This is a genomic window from Pseudomonas versuta (genome assembly GCF_001294575.1).
GTDB lineage: Bacteria > Pseudomonadota > Gammaproteobacteria > Pseudomonadales > Pseudomonadaceae > Aquipseudomonas > Aquipseudomonas versuta.
This window is the reverse complement of the sequence record NZ_CP012676.1, coordinates 4,997,208-5,018,325: the sequence shown is the minus strand read 5'-3', so window position 1 is coordinate 5,018,325 and position 21,118 is coordinate 4,997,208. Positions and strand designations below refer to the sequence as shown.

General features: G+C 57.9%; 22 protein-coding genes. 5 read left to right on the top strand and 17 right to left on the bottom strand.

Translation table 11 applies throughout. The features are described 5' to 3' along the window. Positions 1–54 precede the first annotated feature (54 nt). Together AOC04_RS22515 and coq7 are read left to right on the top strand one after the other, a co-directional pair. Positions 55–393 carry a histidine triad nucleotide-binding protein gene (locus tag AOC04_RS22515; RefSeq protein ID WP_060696741.1) on the top strand — a complete coding sequence of 113 codons (339 nt, stop codon included), beginning with the start codon at positions 55–57 and terminating at the stop codon, positions 391–393. Positions 394–513: 120 nt separating this feature from the next. Further along, complete coding sequence (gene coq7, locus AOC04_RS22510) at positions 514–1,161, top strand: 2-polyprenyl-3-methyl-6-methoxy-1,4-benzoquinone monooxygenase (RefSeq protein ID WP_060696740.1); 648 nt, start codon at positions 514–516, stop codon at positions 1,159–1,161. A gap of 234 nt (positions 1,162–1,395) precedes the next feature. Here coq7 and AOC04_RS22505 read toward each other — a convergent pair whose 3' ends face one another. Continuing rightward, positions 1,396–1,818 carry an OsmC family protein gene (locus AOC04_RS22505; protein ID WP_003444470.1) on the bottom strand — a complete coding sequence of 141 codons (423 nt, stop codon included), beginning with the start codon at positions 1,816–1,818 and terminating at the stop codon, positions 1,396–1,398. 227 nt (positions 1,819–2,045) lie between these two features. Here AOC04_RS22505 and crp point away from each other — a divergent pair, with 227 nt between their 5' ends. Further along, a complete protein-coding gene (gene crp / locus AOC04_RS22500; protein ID WP_060696739.1) occupies positions 2,046–2,690 on the top strand; it encodes a cAMP-activated global transcriptional regulator CRP in 645 nt (214 codons plus the stop codon). Here the strand turns inward: crp and AOC04_RS22495 are convergent. The 7 genes from AOC04_RS22495 to rpe all read right to left on the bottom strand — a co-directional run bounded on the left by AOC04_RS22495 (position 2,687) and on the right by rpe (position 9,041). Continuing rightward, positions 2,687–3,388, bottom strand: a complete 702-nt coding sequence (locus tag AOC04_RS22495) for a lipoate--protein ligase family protein (RefSeq protein ID WP_060696738.1) — start codon at positions 3,386–3,388, stop codon at positions 2,687–2,689. The genes crp and AOC04_RS22495 overlap by 4 nt on opposite strands. Positions 3,389–3,496: 108 nt before the next feature. Further along, positions 3,497–4,333, bottom strand: a complete 837-nt coding sequence (gene trpC / locus AOC04_RS22490) for an indole-3-glycerol phosphate synthase TrpC (protein ID WP_060696737.1) — start codon at positions 4,331–4,333, stop codon at positions 3,497–3,499. Next, complete coding sequence (gene trpD, locus AOC04_RS22485; RefSeq protein WP_060696736.1) at positions 4,330–5,379, bottom strand: anthranilate phosphoribosyltransferase; 1,050 nt, start codon at positions 5,377–5,379, stop codon at positions 4,330–4,332. The genes trpC and trpD overlap by 4 nt, the downstream gene beginning before the upstream one ends. 9 nt (positions 5,380–5,388) lie before the next feature. Continuing rightward, positions 5,389–5,982 carry an aminodeoxychorismate/anthranilate synthase component II gene (locus AOC04_RS22480; protein ID WP_060696735.1) on the bottom strand — a complete coding sequence of 198 codons (594 nt, stop codon included), beginning with the start codon at positions 5,980–5,982 and terminating at the stop codon, positions 5,389–5,391. 11 nt (positions 5,983–5,993) lie between these two features. Further along, entirely contained in the window at positions 5,994–7,481 is a 1,488-nt protein-coding gene (gene trpE, locus AOC04_RS22475; protein ID WP_060696734.1) for an anthranilate synthase component I, read from the bottom strand. A gap of 70 nt (positions 7,482–7,551) precedes the next feature. Next, positions 7,552–8,370 carry a phosphoglycolate phosphatase gene (locus AOC04_RS22470; RefSeq protein ID WP_060696733.1) on the bottom strand — a complete coding sequence of 273 codons (819 nt, stop codon included), beginning with the start codon at positions 8,368–8,370 and terminating at the stop codon, positions 7,552–7,554. Beyond that, entirely contained in the window at positions 8,367–9,041 is a 675-nt protein-coding gene (gene rpe, locus AOC04_RS22465; RefSeq protein WP_060696732.1) for a ribulose-phosphate 3-epimerase, read from the bottom strand. Before rpe ends, AOC04_RS22470 begins: the two co-directional genes overlap by 4 nt. Positions 9,042–9,339: 298 nt before the next feature. Between rpe and AOC04_RS22460 the strand changes: the two genes are divergently transcribed. Further along, entirely contained in the window at positions 9,340–9,798 is a 459-nt protein-coding gene (locus tag AOC04_RS22460) for an REP-associated tyrosine transposase (RefSeq protein WP_060697010.1), read from the top strand. Between the two features lie 3 nt (positions 9,799–9,801). On the opposite strand, the gene AOC04_RS22455 is transcribed toward AOC04_RS22460, so the two are convergent. The 6 genes from AOC04_RS22455 to AOC04_RS22430 all read right to left on the bottom strand — a co-directional run bounded on the left by AOC04_RS22455 (position 9,802) and on the right by AOC04_RS22430 (position 17,468). After that, on the bottom strand, positions 9,802–10,626 hold the full coding sequence (locus tag AOC04_RS22455) for an ABC transporter permease (protein WP_060696731.1): 825 nt from the start codon (positions 10,624–10,626) through the stop codon (positions 9,802–9,804). Between the two features lie 10 nt (positions 10,627–10,636). Then, positions 10,637–11,884, bottom strand: coding sequence for an ABC transporter permease (locus AOC04_RS22450; protein ID WP_060696730.1), 1,248 nt, complete (start codon positions 11,882–11,884; stop codon positions 10,637–10,639). Between the two features lie 67 nt (positions 11,885–11,951). Beyond that, on the bottom strand, positions 11,952–12,992 hold the full coding sequence (locus AOC04_RS22445; protein ID WP_060696729.1) for an ABC transporter substrate-binding protein: 1,041 nt from the start codon (positions 12,990–12,992) through the stop codon (positions 11,952–11,954). Between the two features lie 40 nt (positions 12,993–13,032). After that, positions 13,033–14,157, bottom strand: coding sequence for an ABC transporter ATP-binding protein (locus tag AOC04_RS22440; protein WP_060696728.1), 1,125 nt, complete (start codon positions 14,155–14,157; stop codon positions 13,033–13,035). A gap of 272 nt (positions 14,158–14,429) precedes the next feature. Then, positions 14,430–15,059: a response regulator gene (locus AOC04_RS22435; RefSeq protein WP_060696727.1), complete on the bottom strand. Its 630-nt coding sequence runs from the start codon at positions 15,057–15,059 to the stop codon at positions 14,430–14,432. Between the two features lie 21 nt (positions 15,060–15,080). Then, a complete protein-coding gene (locus AOC04_RS22430) occupies positions 15,081–17,468 on the bottom strand; it encodes a PAS domain-containing sensor histidine kinase (protein ID WP_060696726.1) in 2,388 nt (795 codons plus the stop codon). Positions 17,469–17,542: 74 nt separating this feature from the next. Here AOC04_RS22430 and AOC04_RS22425 point away from each other — a divergent pair, with 74 nt between their 5' ends. After that, positions 17,543–18,538 (top strand): alpha/beta hydrolase family protein, encoded by a 996-nt coding sequence (locus AOC04_RS22425; RefSeq protein ID WP_060696725.1) that lies wholly within the window; start codon positions 17,543–17,545, stop codon positions 18,536–18,538. Positions 18,539–18,549: 11 nt separating this feature from the next. Here AOC04_RS22425 and AOC04_RS22420 read toward each other — a convergent pair whose 3' ends face one another. From AOC04_RS22420 to AOC04_RS22410, 3 genes are read right to left on the bottom strand one after another with little or no spacing between them, the layout of a single operon-like run. After that, complete coding sequence (locus AOC04_RS22420; RefSeq protein ID WP_060696724.1) at positions 18,550–19,317, bottom strand: DnaJ domain-containing protein; 768 nt, start codon at positions 19,315–19,317, stop codon at positions 18,550–18,552. 1 nt (position 19,318) lies between these two features. Further along, on the bottom strand, positions 19,319–19,990 hold the full coding sequence (gene murU, locus AOC04_RS22415; RefSeq protein ID WP_060696723.1) for an N-acetylmuramate alpha-1-phosphate uridylyltransferase MurU: 672 nt from the start codon (positions 19,988–19,990) through the stop codon (positions 19,319–19,321). Beyond that, on the bottom strand, positions 19,987–21,012 hold the full coding sequence (locus AOC04_RS22410; protein ID WP_060696722.1) for an aminoglycoside phosphotransferase family protein: 1,026 nt from the start codon (positions 21,010–21,012) through the stop codon (positions 19,987–19,989). The genes murU and AOC04_RS22410 overlap by 4 nt, the downstream gene beginning before the upstream one ends. Positions 21,013–21,118 lie beyond the last annotated feature (106 nt).

Here is a 21,118-nt window from a genome sequence, read left to right as displayed (position 1 = left end):
TAATCCGCGCCCCTGAGTACACTCGGACCGGACTTCACTCACGGAGACACAGCTTTGGATACTCTGTTCACCAAAATCATCAACCGTGAAATACCCGCCAAGATCATCTACGAAGATGATCAGGTGCTGGCATTTCACGATATTGCCCCACAAGCGCCGATCCATTTTCTGGTCATTCCCAAAAAACCGATCCGCACCCTCAACGACCTGACCGAAGAAGACAAGCCACTGATGGGGCATGTCCTGTTTACCGCACAACGTCTTGCCAAAGAGCTGGGTTGTGAAGACGGTTTCCGCGTTGTGATGAACTGCAACGAGCAGGGTGGCCAAACGGTCTACCACATTCACATGCATGTACTGGGTCAGCGCCAGATGAACTGGCCGCCGGGCTGATTGAATAACCGCATTCAATCGTGGGCGCCGCCCGGCTCCCACGTTCACCGATGATCCAGCGCAAACCCTGTGCGCGCGATTGGGGTAAACTGACCGCCGTGATTTTTTCCGGAGGTAAGCATGACTACCCAACGTCACTACTCGCCGATTGACCGTCTTCTGTTACAAGCCGACACGGCGCTGCGCACCTTGCTGCCGTTCAGCGGCCAGCCTCATCGCCCGTCGCCAGCCATCGTCAAGCCTGAAAACCCGCTGGACGACCAGGCAAGCCGCCATGTTGCCGGGTTAATGCGCATCAACCATACCGGTGAAGTCTGTGCCCAGGCCTTGTATCAAGGCCAGGCCCTGACCGCCAAACTGCCGCATGTGCGCCAGGCCATGGAGCACGCCGCAGAAGAAGAAATTGACCATCTGGCCTGGTGCGAACAACGCATCCGCCAACTGGGCAGCCATCCAAGTGTGCTCAATCCACTGTTTTACGGCATGTCCTTCGGGATAGGGGCTGCGGCAGGATTGATCAGCGACAAAGTCAGCCTCGGGTTTGTTGCCGCCACCGAGGATCAAGTGTGCAAACACCTCAACGAACATCTTGAGCAACTGCCTGCGGAAGATGAGAAATCGCGGGCGATCCTCGAACAGATGCGCATCGACGAAGAACAACATGCCGAGTCTGCACTCAGTGCCGGCGGATTCCGCTTCCCTGCTCCAGTGAAGTTCGGCATGAGCCTGATGGCCAAAGTCATGACCAAAAGCACCTACCGCTTCTGACTGAAACTACCGCTGGAACACTGCATGTGCTGGCTTGCCAGCTCCCATGCAAATAAAAAGGCGGCTACCTCTCGGTAGCCGCCTTTTTTATTCCTGAAACCTTACGCCCTGTTGCGCGGGGAAAAGATCTCATGCATTGCGTGCTTCAGATGAACACGCTGTCCAACCGAACGATTTCTGGTGACATCGCTGAACAGGTGAATATCCAGCTGTAAAGCGCTTCGCAATGGCGACTCAGCCCAACTCAATGATTTCATAATCATGGCTGATGGCCACACCAGCGGCGCCAAGCATGATCGACGCTGAGCAATACTTTTCGGCAGACAGTTCGATGGCACGTTTAACCTGAGCTTCTTTCAAGCCGCGGCCTTTAACCACAAAGTGCAGATGAATCTTGGTAAACACTTTAGGGTCTTCAGTGGCGCGCTCGGCTTCCAGGAAGGCTTCGCAACTCTCAACTGCCTGACGCGACTTCTTGAGGATGCTGACAACATCGAAGTTGCTGCAACCGCCCAGCCCCAGCAGAAGCATTTCCATCGGCCGAACACCCAAGTTACGACCACCACTCTCGGGAGGACCGTCCATCACAACGACGTGGCCGCTGCCCGACTCGCCTAGAAACATGGCTTCGCCAGCCCATTGAATGCGTGCCTTCATCGCCCAGACTCCACTGATTTAAAAGGGGCGCCAGCTTAGCACAGCACCCGAAACCGAGCGCCCGCCACGCTGCAACCTTTATTCAATCCGGCATGACGCATCAGGAAAATTCTGACAACCGTAAAGAATCTGTCTGTTAAGCTTGCGCCAAATCACTGGCGCCAGGCAGCCAGCGCGTTATAAAAAAATAGATACAACCCTTACTGTGCATGTTTCGGGATACAACCATGGTTGCTTTTACTCCCATACCCAAGATCAAGAACTTCGACAAATTTTTGACTCAGTGCCAACGCAGACGCTTCCAGACCAAGAACAACATCATCTGCGCCGGAGAGAACTCACACACACTGTTTTTCATTATCAAAGGCTCGGTCACGATTGTGATTGAGGACGATGATGGCCGAGAGATGATCATTGCTTATCTCAACCCCGGCGACTTCATTGGCGAATTGAGTCTTTTTGAGCAGCCCGGACAAGAGCAGGCCCGCAGCGCATGGGTTCGCGCCAAGACTGAGTGCGAGATAGCAGAAATCAGCTACGCGAAATTCAGAGAGTATGTTCAGCAAGAACCGGAAATTCTTTACGCAATCAGCGGCCAGATAGCCCAACGACTGCGCAACACCACGCGCAAAGTCGGAGATCTGGCATTTTTTGACGTAACCGGACGAGTCGCCCGCTGCCTGTTGGAACTGTGCAAGCAACCCGACGCGATGACTCACCCGGACGGCATGCAAATCAAGATCACCCGTCAGGAGATCGGCAGAATTGTCGGTTGTTCGCGTGAGATGGTAGGGCGCGTGCTCAAGGATCTTGAAGAACAGAACCTGGTAAACGTCAAAGGTAAAACCATGGTGGTGTTCGGTACACGCTAAGGTTTCAGCAAGGGCGCCAGAATCAGCTGGTAACTGGCGCTCAAACGCTCAAAGAAATCGGGTGCACCAAACACTTCATGCAGTGCGATATGACTCTCGGCACGACAGCGCTGATCCAGGTCGCACAACTGATTGAACCGATTGACCGCAGCTACCATCGAGTCACGTTCGTTCTCAACCAGTAACGCGCCGTGGACCAGACCGACTGGCCGTTGCCCGCCCTGACTCTGGCGCCAACGCTGAGCGGTGCCGACCAGCTTTCGCGCGTCCAGGTTAACGTTGAAACGGCCATCGCAAAATGCGCCTTCAATTTCGCCCAAAGACGCCTCGCCCCCCAGTTCTGTCAATAAATCGCAGATCGGCTCACACAACCGGCGATAGGCCGTTTCGATACGCCCATGATCACCTTCAGCACGCGCGGGCGCATAGACCAGAGCGATGTTGATTGTCGACGCTGACTGAGGCACCGGCTCGCCGCCGGTTTCACGCAACAATATGGGCCAGCCACTGGCCGCCAGTTCCAGACTGGCCTGCTCGAAACCCGATAACCGGCTCAAGCGACGCGGCATCACCAGGGCACGGTCCGTGGGTTGCCAGAACAAGACGCCAGCGTCCAGCTCACCCGCACACACTGACGCCAGTAAATCCTGCTCGGCCTTGAGGCCTGCTTCTACGCTGAGTTGCTGGATGAGGGGCATAGGTGTCCTTGTCTGGCACAAACCAATTGTCTCGCGATGCAGGCAACCCGGCTCAACTTCAAAGCCGCGCTGCTGCCATCGCGAGTAAGCTTGCTCCTGCAGAGCCGGTCAATCCAGCGTAGAGCCCGTGACTTGTACAACCCGCTCAGGGAAGAACAAGCGCTGCAGTTCATTACCCGGGTTCTCTGCACGCATAAAGGCTTCGCCCACCAGGAACGAATACACTTCGCTGATTTCCATCAGTTCCACATCCGCGCGGTTGAGAATCCCGCTCTCGGTAATGACCAATCGATCACGTGGAACACGTGGCAACAGATCCAGCGTGGTTTCCAGGCTGACATCAAAGGTATGCAGGTTACGGTTATTGATCCCCACCAACGGCGTGTCGAGGGTTTTGAGCGCACGATCGAGTTCATCACCATCATGCACTTCGACCAGCACATCAAGCCCAACGCTTTTGGCAACTGCAGCCAGCTCAGCCATCTTCACATCATCAAGCGCAGAGACTATCAACAGTACGCAGTCGGCACCCAACGCGCGGGCTTCGACGATCTGGTACGGGTCGATCATGAAGTCCTTGCGAATCACCGGCAGCTTGCAAGCAGCGCGAGCTTGCTGCAGGTACTGATCGGCGCCGAGGAAATAGTCAATGTCAGTCAGGACAGACAGGCATGTAGCACCGCCTTTTTCATAACTAACGGCAATTTCGGCAGGCACAAAATGCTCGCGAATTACGCCCTTGCTTGGCGAAGCTTTTTTGATTTCAGCGATTACCGCAGGCTGTTTCAACTTGGCCTGCGCCAGCATGGCCCTGGCGAAGCCGCGCACCGGGTCAGCCTGAGCCGCCATACGTTCAAGTTCAGCCAGGCTTACACGAGCGCTGCGCTCGGCCACTTCCTGAACTTTGCGTGCCAGAATATTTTCCAGAACGGTAGGCACACTCATGCTTGATTCTCCTGCTTGAAGATCGCGGTAAAGGCGCCCAGCTCTTCGAGTTTTTCCCGAGCCAGACCTGTATGCAGCGCATCGTGAGCCAAAGCCACACCCTCTTTGAGAGTGTAGGCAAGATCAGCGGCATACAACGCGGCCCCGGCATTGAGCACGATCATCTCAGCGGCCTTCTGGCCTGCTTCTGTTTTGCGACGGCCCAAGGCGTCACGGATCAATTCCAGCGATTCTTCCGGGCTATCGACCACCAGGCCAAACAGGGTCTGGCTCTTGATACCAAAGTCTTCAGGCTGCACCCAATACTCAGTAATTTCACCCTTGTTCAACTCTGCAACAAAGGTCGGTGCCGCCAGGCTGAACTCGTCCAGGCCATCTTGCGAATGCACCACCAGCACATGCTTGCTTCCCAGTCGCTGCAAGACTTCAGCCAGCGGCCGGCACAGTGCCTGGTTGAATACGCCTACGACCTGATGCACAACGCCAGCCGGATTCGTAAGCGGGCCAAGCATGTTGAACAGAGTACGCAAGCCCAGATCGCGACGCGGGATGGCCGCGTGCTTCATGGCGCCGTGATGGGATTGGGCAAACATGAAACCGATGCCCACACTGTCGATACAACGGGCGACCTGCACCGGCGTCAGGTTCAAATACACCCCGGCCGCTTCCAGCAAATCAGCGCTGCCGCTTTTGCCCGACACCGCGCGGTTACCGTGTTTGGCAACAGTGCAGCCTGCGGCCGCAATCACCAGGGCGGAAGCTGTGGAGACGTTAAAGATATTCGCGCCATCGCCGCCAGTGCCGACAATGTCGACCACGCCGTCCAGGGTCTTGAGTTCAACCTTGTCGGCCAGCTCGCGCATGACTGTTACGGCACCGACGATCTCGTCGATGCTTTCGCTTTTCATGCGCATGCCCATCATGAACGCGCCAATCTGCGCCTCGGTGCACTGACCGGTCATGATGTCGCGCATCACATCGCGCATTTCTTCGGTGGTCAGATCCAGATGACCGACGATACGGTTCAGGGCAGTCTTGATATCCATATAAAGTCCTTAGCGCGTGCCGCCGGTTTGTTTAAGAAAGTTGGCAAACAGTTCATGACCTTGTTCGGTCAGGATCGATTCGGGGTGAAATTGCACCCCTTCGATGTTCAGCGTTTTGTGGCGCAAACCCATGATTTCATCTACCGAACCATCGGCGTGTTGTGTCCACGCAGTCAGCTCCAGGCAGTCAGGCAAAGTTTCACGCTTGACCACCAGCGAGTGGTAACGGGTCACGGTCAGCGGGTTGTTCAATCCCTCGAACACCCCGGTATCAAGGTGATACACCGGACTGGTTTTACCGTGCATCACTTGCCGGGCGCGAACCACATCACCACCGAAGGCCTGCCCGATGGACTGGTGCCCCAGGCATACACCCAGAATCGGCAGCTTGCCGGCAAAGTATTTGATGGCTTGCAACGAGATGCCCGCCTCGTTCGGCGTACACGGGCCGGGCGAGACCACAATGCGTTCAGGCTTGAGCGCTTCGATCTGGGCGATGGTCAGCTCATCATTGCGCACCACCTTGACCTCGGCACCCAGCTCGCCGAGGTACTGCACAACGTTGTAGGTAAAAGAGTCGTAGTTATCGATCATCAGCAACATGGCAAAGCTCCTCAGGCGTCGGACGCGGGGGTTTGTTCAGCGAGCGCTACGGCACGAAACATCGCGCGGCGTTTGTTCAGCGTCTCTTCCCACTCCAGGGCCGGTACCGAGTCAGCGACAATGCCGCCGCCGGCTTGCACGTGCAACTCACCGTTCTTGATCACCGCGGTACGAATCGCGATGGCCGTGTCCATATTGCCGTTCCAGGCGAAGTAACCGACTGCGCCGCCATATACACCGCGCTTGACCGGCTCCAGCTCGTCGATAATTTCCATCGCACGAATTTTCGGTGCGCCGGACAAAGTACCCGCCGGAAGAATCGCCCGCAGCGCATCCATTGCCGTCAGCCCGCTTTTGAGCTGGCCGGTGACGTTGGACACAATGTGCATCACGTTGGAGTAACGCTCGATGACCATTTTTTCGGTGAGCCTGACCGAACCGATTTCAGAAACACGGCCCGTGTCATTGCGACCAAGATCAATCAGCATCAAGTGTTCGGCGATTTCCTTGTCATCACTGAGCAGGTCTTTCTCCAGCGCCAGATCAGCCTCTTCAGTTGCACCACGGGGACGCGTACCGGCAATCGGGCGCACGGTAATCAAGTTGTCTTCGACCCGCACCAGGACTTCCGGCGAACTGCCCACCACGTGGAAGTCACCAAAGTTAAAGAAGTACATATAAGGCGTCGGGTTGAAGCAACGCAGCGCGCGATACAGATCAATCGGCGCAGCTTTGAAGTCGATGGACATCCGCTGCGACGGCACTACTTGCATGCAGTCGCCCGCAAGGATGTAGTCCTTGATGGTATCGACTGCTTTTTCGTAGTCAGCCTGGGTGAAACTGGAACGGAACACCGGATCGGCTGCTTGCTGCTGTGTGAAGTCCAGGCCGCGACGCGGTGCGATCGGCTGACGCAACTGTTCAAGGAGTGCCTCAAGACGGGCCTGGCCTTCGTCGTAGGCATCAGGCTGCGCAGGGTCGACCAGCACGATTGCGTGCATCTTGCCGGCCAGGTTGTCGAACACCACCACAGCGTCCGATACCATCAGCAAAATATCGGGCACGCCCAGCGGATCCGGGTTCGGGCACTTGCCCAAACGCTTCTCCACGTAGCGCACGCAGTCATAACCAAAATAGCCCACCAGCCCGCCGTTGAAACGCGGCAGCCCGGCGATGGTCGGTACGTTGTAACGGGCCTTGAACTCTTCAACGAAGGTCAGCGGGTCGTCCGCTTCAAGGGACTCGATCTCGACGCCATCGTGGGTCACCCGGATCTGTTGCTCATGCACACGCAGTACGGTGCGGCACGGCAAGCCGATGATCGAATAGCGCCCCCACTTCTCGCCGCCCTGCACCGACTCCAGCAAATAGGAGTTGGGCTGATCGGCCAGTTTCAGGTAGATCGACAACGGCGTGTCGAAGTCGGCAAGGGTTTCACGTGCAAGCGGGATACGGTTGTAGCCGGCAGCGGCCAAACGCAGGAATTCTTCGCGGATCATGAGGTGCCTCGTGGTCTGAGGGTCAAACAGTCAGGTATGCAAACGTGCCGGATCTCCGGCCAGATTCAAGTCAGGCGCGCCAACGCCAACGGGCCAGGGCCTTGATAACTTTCATCCAGAGTTTGCGAGTGACCACCACGATGGAATCTCTTCGAGAGGGGTGAACGGAATTGGCCAACGTTATCTCAGGCGCAGAATCTAAGCAACCGGCTATCAGCTCATGCAGGTTATCGATCACCATATCGGGTGATTCTTCTTCAATCGGCCGGCCGTGGTTGTAACCATAACTTAGAGCAACACATTTCACGCCTGCGGCTTTGGCAGCCAGTACGTCATTGCGCGAATCACCGACAAACAATGCCTGCGCTGGCGTCACACTGGCCATTTTCATCACGAATAACAGCGCGGCCGGGTCCGGTTTTTTTTGCGGCAAGGTGTCTCCACCAATGATCCAGCGGAAAAACCGGCCCAGCTTCAACTCGTCCAGCAAAGGCGCCACAAAGCGCTCGGGCTTGTTGGTAATCAGCGCCATTTCAACGCCCTGCTTCTGCAGCCACTTGAGGCTTTCGCGCACGCCGGGGTAAACCCTGGTCAGCTCATGGCCACCATCGTAGGCGTCCATGAAAATTTCCAGCGCCTGCTCGGCTTGAGCATCATCGACACCCGAAGCCTCCAGGTTGCCGGCAAGCGCCCGGCGCACCAGCATTGGCGCGCCGTTGCCAATCCACATCCGCACGTTTTCAATACCTGCGGGCGGGCGGCCCAGTTTGAGCAGCATGGTCTCCACGGCGACTGCCAGATCCGGCACCGAGTCGATCAGGGTGCCGTCCAGATCGAACATCACCAGTTTTGGCAGTTGCCCCCGGAGCAACTGCTCAAAGCCACTCATGGACGCGCCAACGCAAGCTCGGCGCGCATTTTCTGAATGACTTCCTTGTAGTCAGGCGTATTGAAAATCGCCGAACCGGCGACGAACGTGTCGGCTCCTGCCTCAGCGATCTCACGAATGTTGCCTACGTTCACGCCGCCGTCGATTTCGAGGCGAATATCGCGCCCGCTGGCATCAATCAGGGCACGGGCTTCGCGCAATTTATTGAGGGTGCCGGGGATGAATTTCTGCCCGCCGAAGCCCGGGTTGACGCTCATCAGCAAGACCATGTCGACCTTGTCCATCACGTACTTGAGCACGTCCAGCGGAGTTGCCGGGTTGAACACCAGGCCCGCCTTGCAGCCGCCTTCACGGATCAGTTGCAGGGAACGATCAACGTGCTGGGTGGCTTCGGGGTGGAAGGTGATGTAGGTCGCGCCGGCTTCGATAAAGTCGCCAATGATCCGGTCTACCGGGCTGACCATCAGATGAGCATCGATGGGAGCGGTGATGCCGTACTTGCGCAAGGCTGCACAAACCATCGGGCCGATGGTCAGGTTGGGCACGTAATGATTGTCCATGACATCGAAGTGCACGATATCAGCGCCAGCGGCGAGCACATTGTCGACTTCTTCGCCAAGACGGGCGAAATCGGCGGAAAGAATCGATGGGGCAATAGCGAAGGGCTGCATAACGCACCTTTAGTGAGCAAAACACGGTGGCGCGCATTGTATACCGCCGACCCGAGCCCCGCACACCGGGCGGCGATGATTGACTGCGTGACGGCGCATCTCATACGGCCGCTTCGCGCCCGATCGCAGCCTTCGGCAGCGACTACAGGGCCACACGCGATCGTGGATCTGTAGTCGCTGCCGGAGGCTGCGAAAAAGGGCCGAAGGACCTTCCAGAAACATCTTGAGAATGAACAAGCAACTGCCTGTTGAGTTGCCGCCTAAGTTAAAGAACACCCACCATCATGAGGGCAAAGGAATGCCACACTCATTTAGTAGTAATCAACTATTGAAAGGTCGCTATTCAGAACATGGCCGGATCTACTTGCTCACAACAGTCACCGACAATCGGCGCCCAGTATTCGAAAACTTTCAGTTAGGGCGCCTGCTGGTCAACCAACTCAAAGACGCCCACGACGAAGGCATCGTCCACTCTATTGCCTGGGTGGTTATGCCAGATCATTGTCATTGGCTAATCGAATTACGCAGCAAAACACTGGGCGAGCTGATGTGCCGGATCAAGTCACGCAGTTGCGTGGCTATAAATCAGGCAGCTCAATCCAGCGGTCGTATATGGCAAAAGGGCTACCACGATCGTGCTGTTCGACAGGAAGAAGTCGTAAAAGATATTGCCCGTTATATCGTCAAAAACCCGATCCGCGCAGGGCTTGCCACGCGAATCGGAGACTACCCCCTATGGGATGCCTGCTGGATCTAGGCGCTAGGCCTGGGCCGTGCGCAGTTTCTCGCTGCGCCCGCGCAACCACTCGAGCGTCAGCAGCAATACCACCGAGAACGCAATCAACAAGGTGGCCGCCGCCGCAATGGTGGGGCTGAGATTCTCGCGAATACCGCTGAACATCTGCCGCGGCAACGTTGCCTGCTCCGGGCCCGCCAGGAACAGGGTGACCACGACCTCATCGAACGAGGTTGCAAAGGCGAACAGCGCACCCGAAATGACTCCCGGCGCAATCAGCGGCAAGGTCACACGACGAAAGGCCGTCAGAGGCGAAGCACCCAGGCTGGCCGCCGCACGCACCAGGTTCTGGTTGAACCCCTGCAAGGTGGCCGACACCGTGATGATCACGAAGGGCACACCCAGCACGGCATGCACCACGATCAGGGACAGGAAGCTGTTGCCGAACCCCAGCGGGGCAAAGAACAGGTAGCTGGCAACACCGACAATCACCACCGGTACCACCATCGGTGATATCACCAGCGCCATGACCAAAGCCTTGCCGGGAAAGTCGCTGCGGGTCAGGCCAATGGCCGCCAGCGTGCCAAAGACCATTGCCAGCACGGTGGCCGCCGGCGCCACGATTACGCTGTTGCGCAAGGCACGCATCCATTCCGCCGAAGCAAAAAAGTCCTGATACCAGTGCAGCGAAAAGCCCTGCAATGGATACACCAGAAAGCTGCCCGAGTTGAACGACAATGGAATGATCACCAGCACCGGCAAAATCAGAAACAACAGGATCAGCCCGCAGAGAATGCGCAAACTGTAATACCAGACCCGCTCAACAGGTGACATATAAGGGCTAAGCATGGCGGTCTCCTTAACTCAAACGCAGGCGACTAGCGCCCACCAGCCAGTTGTAAATCAGATAAAGCACCACGGTCGCCAGCAACAACAAACCGCCCAGAGCCGTCGCCATGCCCCAGTTGATACTGGTGTTGGTGTAGAACGCCACAAAGTAGCTGACCATTTGATCATTCGGGCTGCCGAGCAACGCCGGGGTGATGTAGTAACCAATGGCAATGATGAAGACCAGCAAGCAGCCCGCGCCCACTCCGGCATAGGTTTGCGGGAAATACACCCGCCAGAAGCTCGCAAATGGATGACAGCCCAGTGAGATCGCCGCACGCATATAGGTCGGTGAAATACCTTTCATCACGCTGTAGATCGGCAAGATCATGAACGGCAACAGAATGTGCACCATCGAGATGTACACACCGGTGCGGTTGAACACCAACTCCAGCGGCTTGTCGATCAACCCCATGCTGATCAGCGCGCTATTGATCAGCCCGCCCGACTGCAGCAGCACAATCCAGGCTGCTACCCGCACCAGCACCGAGGTCCAGAACGGCAGCAGCACCAGAATCATCAGCAAGTTACTTTGACGAGCGGGCAGGTTGGCCAGCAAGTACGCCAGTGGATAGGCCAGCACCAGACAGATGCAGGTAATCACCAGCCCCATCCAGAACGTACGGGCGAAAATATCCAGATAGATCGATTGATCAGGGGTGGCGGGGGCGATTTCGCCCAGATCATCAATCCGGTGATCCACCGCCGCCAGCAGATAAAACGGGGTTACGCTGGACGTGTTGCGCTTGATTGCCTGCCAGTACGCAGGGTCGCCCCAACGTTCGTCCAGGGCTTCCATCGCATCCTTATACGACTCGGGCACCGCCTTGAACGGCAGCCCCTTGGCCGTTTTCATCAGCAAACTGCGGTAACCGGCCAACTCCATGTTCAGGCGTTTGGACAAATCACCCAGTACCTGATTCTTGCGGGCCTCGGCCAGGTCTTCGCTAAGAGACTTGTATACCGGCTCTGCGGGCAAACCCTTGCCATCCCAGCCGGCCACGGCAACGACCGTGCGCGGCAAGCCACCAACCACCTCAGGGTTGCCGACACTTTTGTAGAGCAGGGCCGCGATCGGCACCAGGAACACCAGCAGCAAGAAAATAACCAACGGTGCAATCAGCGCCTGCGCCTTCCAGCGGTTAATCCGCTCGGCATGCGCCAGGCGCTTCTTCAACGTGGGGCTGGAGACCTCGTTCAGGGGAACGGCGATGGCCATGGCGAACTCCGAAAATCTTTAAACGATGGCGGCGCACCTGAACAGGTGCGCCGCATATCAGCGCTGCTTACTTGGCAGCCCAAGCGTTGAAGCGCTGCTCCAGCTGCTCGCCGTTGTCAGCCCAGAAGCTGACGTCGATCTGCACCTGGTTGGCGATGTTTTGCGGAGCGGTCGGCATGTCTGCCTGCACGGCTGCAGGCAACAGTGGCATGGCCTCCTTGTTGGCAGGACCGTAAGCGATATTCTGCGAATACAGGCTTTGCTGTTGCGGCTGCAGGGTGAAGGCGATGAATTTCTTCGCCACTTCTGCCTTGTCCTTGCTCAAGCCTTTGGGAATGGCCCACGCGTCAAAGTCGTAAATCCCGCCGTTCCACACAATCTTCAGATTGCTTTCTTTCTGCACGGCTGCGATCCGGCCGTTGTAAGCCGAGCTCATGACTACATCGCCAGAAGCCAGGTACTGGGGCGGCTGTGCGCCCGCTTCCCACCACTGGATGCTCGGCTTGAGTTCATCAAGCTTTTTGAAGGCACGGTTCTGACCGTCCTTGCTCGCCAGCACCTTGTACACATCCTTGGGTGCCACACCATCGGCCATCAAGGCAAATTCCAGGGTGTATTTTGCGCCCTTGCGCAGGCCGCGCTTGCCGGGGAAGGTCTTGGTGTCCCAGAAGTCTGCCCAGCTGGTGGGCGCAGTTTTCAATTTGTCGGCGTTGTACGCCAGCACGGTCGACCACACAAAGAAGCCGGCACCGCAGGTCTGAATGGCCCCTTTGACGTACTGCTCAGGATTACCGAACAGAGCCGGGTCCAGCGGTTCAAACATGTCTTCATCACAACCGCGGGACAGCTCCGGCGATTCGACCTCTACCAGATCCCAGGAAATGCTTTTGGTATCGACCATGGCCTTGATCTTGGCCATTTCACCGTTGTATTCACCGGCGATGATTTTGCCGTCGCCTTTGGCTTCCCAGGGGCCGTAAAAAGCTTTGACCTGAGCCGCCTTGTTCGCGCCGCCAAACGACACCACGGTCAGATCGGTCGCGGCCAGAGCATTGGCCGCGAACATCAGGCCCAGACTCAAGGCCGTGAACTTAAGGGATGTATGCATTTTTATTCTCCACAGTGCAGGGTTGGTGAAGCCGGGGCGATTAATTCGCCTCTAAGAGAGGGTCCAGCGCACGTACATGTTCGACCTGCCAACCCAGCGGCACGACGTCACCGACGGCCAGGGAGGGGTCCAGCTCGGCAATCGGCTGTTTCACAAAGAAATCGTTCTTGCCGCACACTTCCAGACGCACCCGGACGTGGTCGCCCAGGTAGATAAACTCTTCGACCCGCCCCGAGAAACGGTTCGCGCATGCCTCGCTGGAACCATTGAGGCAGATACGCTCAGGTCGTATCGACAGGGTCACCGGATCACCGGTTCGTCCCACATTCACCGCCAATGCCCGGACTTTCTCACCCCGGCTCAACTCGACCACGCAGTGCTCGCCGTCCTGACTGTGCAAGCGGCCGTTAAGGCGGTTGTTTTCACCGATGAAGTTGGCGACGAAGGTGTTTTTCGGCTCTTCGTAGAGCGTACGCGGTGGCGCAATTTGCTGGATTTCACCTTGATGAAATACCGCGACCCGATCAGACATGGTCAAGGCTTCGCCCTGGTCGTGGGTGACATACACCACTGTTACGCCCAAGCGCTGGTGCAGATGCTTGATCTCCATCTGCATGTGCTCGCGCAGTTGCTTGTCCAGAGCCCCCAGCGGCTCGTCCATCAGCACCAACTGCGGTTCGAACACCAGCGCCCGCGCCAGCGCGACCCGCTGTTGCTGGCCACCGGACAGCTGGGCCGGATAGCGCTGGGCGAAGGCCTCCAGCTGCACCATGCTCAGCACCCGCTTGACCCGCTCGCTGATGTCAGTGCGGTTAAGGCCACGCACCGACAACGGAAAACCCAGGTTTTCCGCCACGGTCATGTGCGGGAACAGGGCGTAGTTCTGGAACACCATGCCGATGTCGCGTTTGTGCGGTGGCACGTTATTGATCGCGCGCCCGGCCAGGAGAATCTCACCGGCGGTAGGTGTTTCGAAACCGGCCAGCATCATCAGGCTGGTGGTTTTGCCCGAACCGGACGGCCCGAGCAAGGTCAGGAATTCGCCTTTGCGAATGTCCAGATTGAGATCTTTGACGATCAGGTTCTCGCCGTCGTAGCTCTTTTGCACACCACGGAAGCTGACCAATATCTCACTCGCCCCAGCGCTTGCACCGACCTGACTCATAGCCACACCTTTTGTTTTGGACTGCCGTAGCCCAAGACTAAACAAGCCGCCAGACCACAGAAATCGGGGCGCAGGAGAGATTCACATCAGGAGGCTGGAAGGCTTTTTGTAGGGAAAGCCCTACAGCGTTGTCGCGATTTGGATGGTTGATTGGGGCGGGCCCAGTAACCGGGCAAAGACACGTCATGAAAGTGTCGTAATCAGGCATGCGCTAAATATGTAGTCGCTGCCGCAGGCTGCGATCGGCAGTACCGCGACCCGTCAAGTTACATTTAGAGCAACTTGTGCTCCATGGCGTATTTCACCAGCTCCGCCAATGAAGTGATATGAAGCTTTTGCATCAGGCGCGCTTTGTGAGTGCTGATGGTTTTGCTGCTCAGGGCCAGTTGCTGGGCAATTTCGTTGACATTCACGCCCTGGGCCAGACGCTCGAAAACAGAAAACTCACGCTCGGACAACAACGCGTGCAAGGGCCTTTCATCTGTCAATCCGACCTCAAACACCATTCGGTCGGCCAGGTCCGGATCAATATAGCGCCCACCCGCCGCGACCTTGCGAATCGCCATCAGCAACAACGCCGGATCGCTGTCCTTGGTGGCATAGCCCGCGGCGCCAAACTTCAAGGCGCGGGCTGCCATTTGCGCCTCGTCATGCATGGACAGCACAAGAATGGCGGGCGGATTGTTCAGTGCGCGAATCCGCGGGATGGCCTCAAGACCGTTAACCCCGGGCATGGAGATATCCAGCAGCACCACTTCACACTGCACATGGCGCAAGGTTTCCAGTAACTGCTCGCCATTACTTGCCTCGCCCACCACCAGCAGATCCTTGGCCAGGCCAATCAATTGCTTGATGCCCTCGCGCACAATGGTGTGGTCTTCAGCTACCAGTACTCGAATCACGGACACTTCCTTATTCAAAGGTCACTCAAGGGGCAATGGCACCCGCACACTCAACATCGTCCCCTCACCCGGCACACTGTGCAACGTCAGGGTACCGCCCAGCATCAAGACTCGCTCGCGCATACCGACCAGACCGAATGAAGTCGGCCTGCCCTTATCGGGCACAAAACCTTGGCCATCATCGCTGATGCTCAGGCACAAGTCGTTGCCCTCCAGGCTCAAGGTCAACTCAACCGTCTGGGCATTGGCATGGCGCATCACGTTGGTCAGGGCTTCCTGCATGATCCTGAACAGCCCGACTTCCCTGGCGGCACTCAGTGGCGGTAAATATTCGGGCACCTGCACCAGACACGGGATTTGCGTTCGGGCTTCAAAACGCCGGGCCTGCCATTCGATGGCGGAACTGATACCGGCATCCAGAATTGGCGGGCGCAGTGCCGTCGCCACATCACGTACCAGCTGGAACAACTGCGCGATCAGCTTTTTCATGCTGTTAAGTCGTTCGCGCAACCCCGGATCAAGCTCGGCATACGCCAGCTCGCACATTGAAGTCTCCAGCTTGAGAACCGTCAGCATCTGCCCCAATTCATCGTGAACCTCACGGGCAATGTGGGCCTTTTCCTCTTCGCGCACACTTTCAAGGTGGACCGACAATTCACGCAGCTGGCCGCGCGAGCTGTCCAGTTCCAGTTCAATACGCTTGCTCTCGCTAATGTCCCAGACGATGCCGTCCCAAACCACGGTGCCATCTTCAAGACGGCGGGTGATGGCCTTGATCTCGGCCCAGCGTTGCAGGCCCTGACGGGTCAGAATGCGGCCCTGCCACGACCAGTCACTGTCGCTGTCCAGCGCCAGGTCCTGAACCCGGTGGTAATCGGCTTTGTCATCCGGATGCACGAGGCTGCGCAACCCCACTTCACGCTGACGCAAAGTGGCAGGGGAATAACCCGCCAGACTCTCGCTGCCTTCGCTGATGTAGGGGAAGTCCAGCTCGCCGGTCAGCAGCGAGCGCTCCAGGCGAAAGACCAGCCCCGGGACGTTGGCGGCAATACCTTGCAAACGCGCATCGCTTTCCTGCAAGGCAGCCTGCACCCGCCGGCGATCGGTGATGTCATTGAGGTAGACCACCAGGTATTCGGCATCTTTGAAGCGCAGGAAACTCAAGGTCACATCGGCCGGAAACTCGCTACCATCGGCGCGGATACAGTGGGTTTCAATCCGTTGCACGGCCTCTTCGCTGGCACGGGCGCGGCGCCATAAAGTCAGCCAGCGATCCATATCCAGGCCCGGTTCAAAATCTCTCAGCGGACGCTCCAGCACAGCCCCCGGCGGATACCCGAGCATGTCTTCGGCCGCCTGATTGGCATAGCGCACATGACTGTCCCAGTTAACCCACAAAATGCCCATCGGGCTTTGATCGATTGAGAATTGGGTCAAGCGTAATGCTTCGGCGCTGGCGGTACGCAGGGCAAGGTCTTCGCGGGCAGCCAGCAACGAACGCTCCAGGGCCGTCTGCTGGCGACGCTGCCAAAACATGATTGCCATACAGGCCAGCAATAGCACACCGATCAGCAAACACAGGTTTTGCCAGAAGCCGGGGGACGGCCCGATTTTCGGGTACTTGGGCTGCAGCCAGTGGCTGTGCAGTTGCTCCATGTCCCGCGCAGGAATGGCATGCAGCCCGCGCTCCACGATGCCGGCCAGCATCGGCCAGTCACGCCGGGTCGCCACCCGCAACAACTGCGGCAACCCGATATCACCGACCACTGCCAGGCCGGCGAACTCGGGCTCGACCGACAGCCGGGCGAGTTGCGCCTCATCAATCACCGCGTAGGTCGCTTGCTGACTCAATAGCAACTGCAAGGCCTGACGCTCGAGCGGCACGCCCTGCAGGTTGAGTCCGGGATAGCTGCTGCGCAGATAATCGGCAGCGGCACTTGGCATTCGCACCGCGACCCGGGTCTGGCTGTCTACGCGTTCAAGGTCGACTGATCCGCCTGCGTTGCGCTCGCCCACCAACAAGTGCGGAACCCGCATGTAAGGGTCTGAAAAAAGCCACAGCCGCAAGCCCGCGGGGGTTTGCGTCAGCCCCGGCGCCAGGTCGATCTCGCCCCCACGGGCGGCCTGTTCCAGTTGCGCCAGATCGGCATAGTTACGCCAGACCAACTCAACGTTCAGGCTTTGCGCCAGCCATTTCATCAGTTCGACATTGGCCCCGGACAGTCGCTGCAAACGCTGATCGAATTTGGCATAGGGCGCCTGCAAGACCAGTCCGACGCGCAACTCCTTGTGCTGAGCCAGCCATTGCTGCTGGTCCGGGTTCAACAGGGCGGCAGGTATGGAGGCTGCATTGAGCATCAAGGGCAACGATAACCAGCCGATAATCAACAGATAGCAAAAACGCTTCATCGGAACACTCATACCCTGACAAATGCTGATCAACCCATTAGGCTGCCGGGATTACTTCTGGCCTGGAATAATCTATGTCTTCTTTGCGCCCGGCACATGTGGCGCTGTATCTGTCGTTGATCCTGCCGGTCGCCCTGCCGGTGCTGGCGGCTGAACCGCAGCCAGCGACAGAGCCTGTACTAACTCAGCCTGAAATACGTCCACAGTTGCCCGAACGCAGCATGGAAGACGAAACGGCTCTTGAGCGCCAGCTACCGAAAAACGAGCAGCAACAACTACAAGCAGGGGAAGACAGTTTTCTCGCGCTCTGGAAACCGGCCAACAGCAACGACCCCGACGGTGCGGTGATTATCGTACCGGGAGCGGGCGAAAGCGCAGACTGGCCGCTGACGGTGGGCCCCTTGCGCAACAAGCTGCCGGATGCCAACTGGGCCAGCCTGAGCCTGAGTTTGCCGGACATGCAAAGCCTGGCCAGTCAGCCGCGCATGGCCCAAGCACAGACCTCTCCTGCCCCTGTGGAGCCGAACACTAGCAGTAAAGAGGCCAGTACCACAGCCAAACCCATTGAACAGGCAGCCAGCGCCGGTTCCGAAAACGCAGTGGAATCGCCACCGGGCGATACGTTTGAGGCCATAAGCAAAGCGGATGCCGAGCGGATTTTCGCCCGTATTGACGCCGCCGTTGCCTTTGCCCAACAGCAAAACATGCGCAGCCTGGTGTTACTCGGTCACGGTACAGGTGCCTATTGGGCCGCGCGCTATGTGAGCGAAAAGCAGCCGGCCCAGCTTCCCAAGCTGATCATGGTCGCCGCCCGGACCCCGGCCGGGGTTGAACCTGACTTGAGCCAATTGGCGCCGACCCTCTCGGTAGCGCTTCTGGATATTTTCTACAAAGACCGGCCACTGGCGCGCAAGGCTGCCTTGCAACGACTGCAAGCCAGCAAGCGGGCAAGCCGTTCGAATTTCAGTCAAGTGGCCTTGAATGCCATCCCGGGCAACGACGACGCCGAGCAGGAGCAATTGTTCCGCAGGGTACGCGGCTGGCTCAGCCCGCAGCCTGCCCGCAAATAATCGCCACAGCGTTAACGAAAACCGCGCTGCTCACGAATCATGGCGTAGGCGTGGTGCAGTTCCCGGGTTTTTTCCGTGGCTTCTCGCACCTGAGCCGGACTGGCGCCGGTGCCGGCAACCTTGTCCGGGTGATGGCGACTGAGCAGGCGCCGGTAGGCACGTTTGATCTGCTCCGGATCAGAACTGGCCGTTACGCCAAGCAGGGCCAATGATTGCTGATACGTGCCACCACGGGTTGCCAGCGGCTTTTTGTGCAGATTCTGGTCCGGCCCCAACGCCAGTACCTGCTGCGCCGTCCAGCCCAGCCAGAGGCCCCACGACACAATCAGTTCACGTTCTTTGGGATCGATACGACCATCAGCCAAAATCATCCGCCAGCCGGCACGCAGCACACCTTCTGCTGCATGGGGCTGGGTTTTCAGGCGTCGTAGATAGCCGCGCAGGGAGTCATTTTGCGATTTGCCTCGATTGAACGCGGCAATGGCTCGCTGCTGCGCCGGGCCGGACATATCGAGCTGACGCATTTCAAGACGCGCCTGTTCTATGTGTTTGTCCACAACCCGGCCGCCGCTTTTGGCCAGGCGTCCGAGCAGCACAAACAACAGTTCATCGTTGCGCAACGCCGGACGACCGCCCAGGCGCTCACGCAACTGCGCCCAACTGTGCAACTGCAGACGCCGGTCCAGCGCCTGCCCCAATAAAGCCCCGAGCATGGCCCCCGGAATGCTGGCGATGAAAAAGCCCGCACCGGCTCCGACAAGAGTCCCTGGCCACAACATTTTAGTGCTTGCCCTTGATCAACGATTCAACCTCAGCCAAACGTTCATGAGTTCCAACATCTACCCAATGCCCCTGCAAACGCTCACCCGTCACTTGCCCGTCGGCCATGGCTGTGCGCAGTAACGGTGCGAGTTTGAACGCGCAAGGCGCGGCCCCCTTGAACAACGCGGGGCTGAGCACCGCGATGCCGCTGTAGGTCAAGGCATCCACGCCCGGCACCGCATCGAGAACCTGAGCACCTTGCTGGTAAAAGTCACCGCCCGGATGATGGGCCGGGTTATCCACCAGAACCAGATGCGCCAGGCCTCTCAGAGGCTGACGCAAACCGGCAAAGTCGTAGTCGGTCCAGATATCACCATTGACCACCGCAAAGGGGTTATCGCCCAGTAACGGCAAGGCTTTAAAAATACCGCCACCGGTCTCCAGCGGTTCGCCTTCAGCGGAGTACTGGATTGTCACGCCAAAGCGTGAACCATCGCCCAGATGGTCTTCTATTTGCTGTCCCAGCCAGGCGTGGTTGATCACGATCTCGGTAAAGCCCGCGGCTGCCAGTGCCCGCAGGTGGTACTCGATCAAAGGCACGCCGCCGGCACGGATCAACGGCTTGGGAGTGTGCAAGGTCAGTGGGCGCAAGCGCTCGCCTTTGCCCGCAGCCAGAATCATCGCCTTCATAGTTGAGCCTCGACACGCTGGCCCAGGCTGTGGAACAACTCGCCCAGCTCCGCCAGTTCAGGACGCCGCGCCAACACCGCTTCTATATAAGAGAAGAAACGAGGCACGTCTGCCAGATAACGTGGCTTGCCGTCACGATGGCAGATGCGGGCAAAAATACCGATCACCTTCAGATGTCGTTGCACGCCCATCAGGTCACTGGCACGCAGGAACGCTTCAAAATCCGGGCCCACCGGGATGCCCAGAGGCAAGGCCAGTTCCCAGTAGTCCCGCAGCCAGGTGTGCACACGCTCTTCCGGCCAGCTGAGAAAGGCGTCCTTGAACAGGCAGGTAATGTCGTAGGTGACCGGGCCGTAGACCGCGTCCTGAAAATCCAGGACCCCGGGATTGGGGATACTGAGCATCAGGTTGCGCGGCATAAAGTCGCGGTGGACCAGAACCTGAGGCTGCTGCAAGGCACTGTCGATCAGCAGTGTGCTGACCCGCTGCCAGGCTGCCAATTGCTGCTCATTGAGCTCCACCCCCAAATGACGGCGCACGTACCACTCGGGAAACAACTCAAGCTCGCGGCGCAGCAACGCCACGTCATAGCTGGGCAAAGGCGCTTTCATCGGCAATTGCTGAAAGGCCAGCAAGGCTTCTATGGCGTCTTTGAACAATTCGTCGGCGTTGCTGCTGTTAATCACGTCGAGATAGGTTTTATTGCCCAGATCGTTAAGCAAAAGAAAACCGCGCTCCAGGTCCTGAGCATAAATTTTCGGCACGTTTATCTGGCTGGTGCGCAGCAAATCAGCGATATCGACGAATGGCTTACAGTTTTCCTGAGGGGGCGGCGCGTCCATCACGACAAAAGTGCGACCCTCACCTTCCCAGCGAAAATAGCGTCTGAAGCTCGCGTCGCTACTGGCTGAAGTCAACGTGGCCGGGGGTACGACACCCCAGCCCTCGTCCTCGTACAAGGTTACCAACTGCTGATCCAGCCAAACTTTCAGGTGTTGCAAGCGTACATCTTGGTCAGGCATTACAAGGGTCTCCGACGGTGCTAGCCGTCAAGCGGGTCATGCTTTATTATCCAGCATCTTTTCCAGACCATCGATAGGCGTTGCGGTCCCCCACCGCGGGCTGATG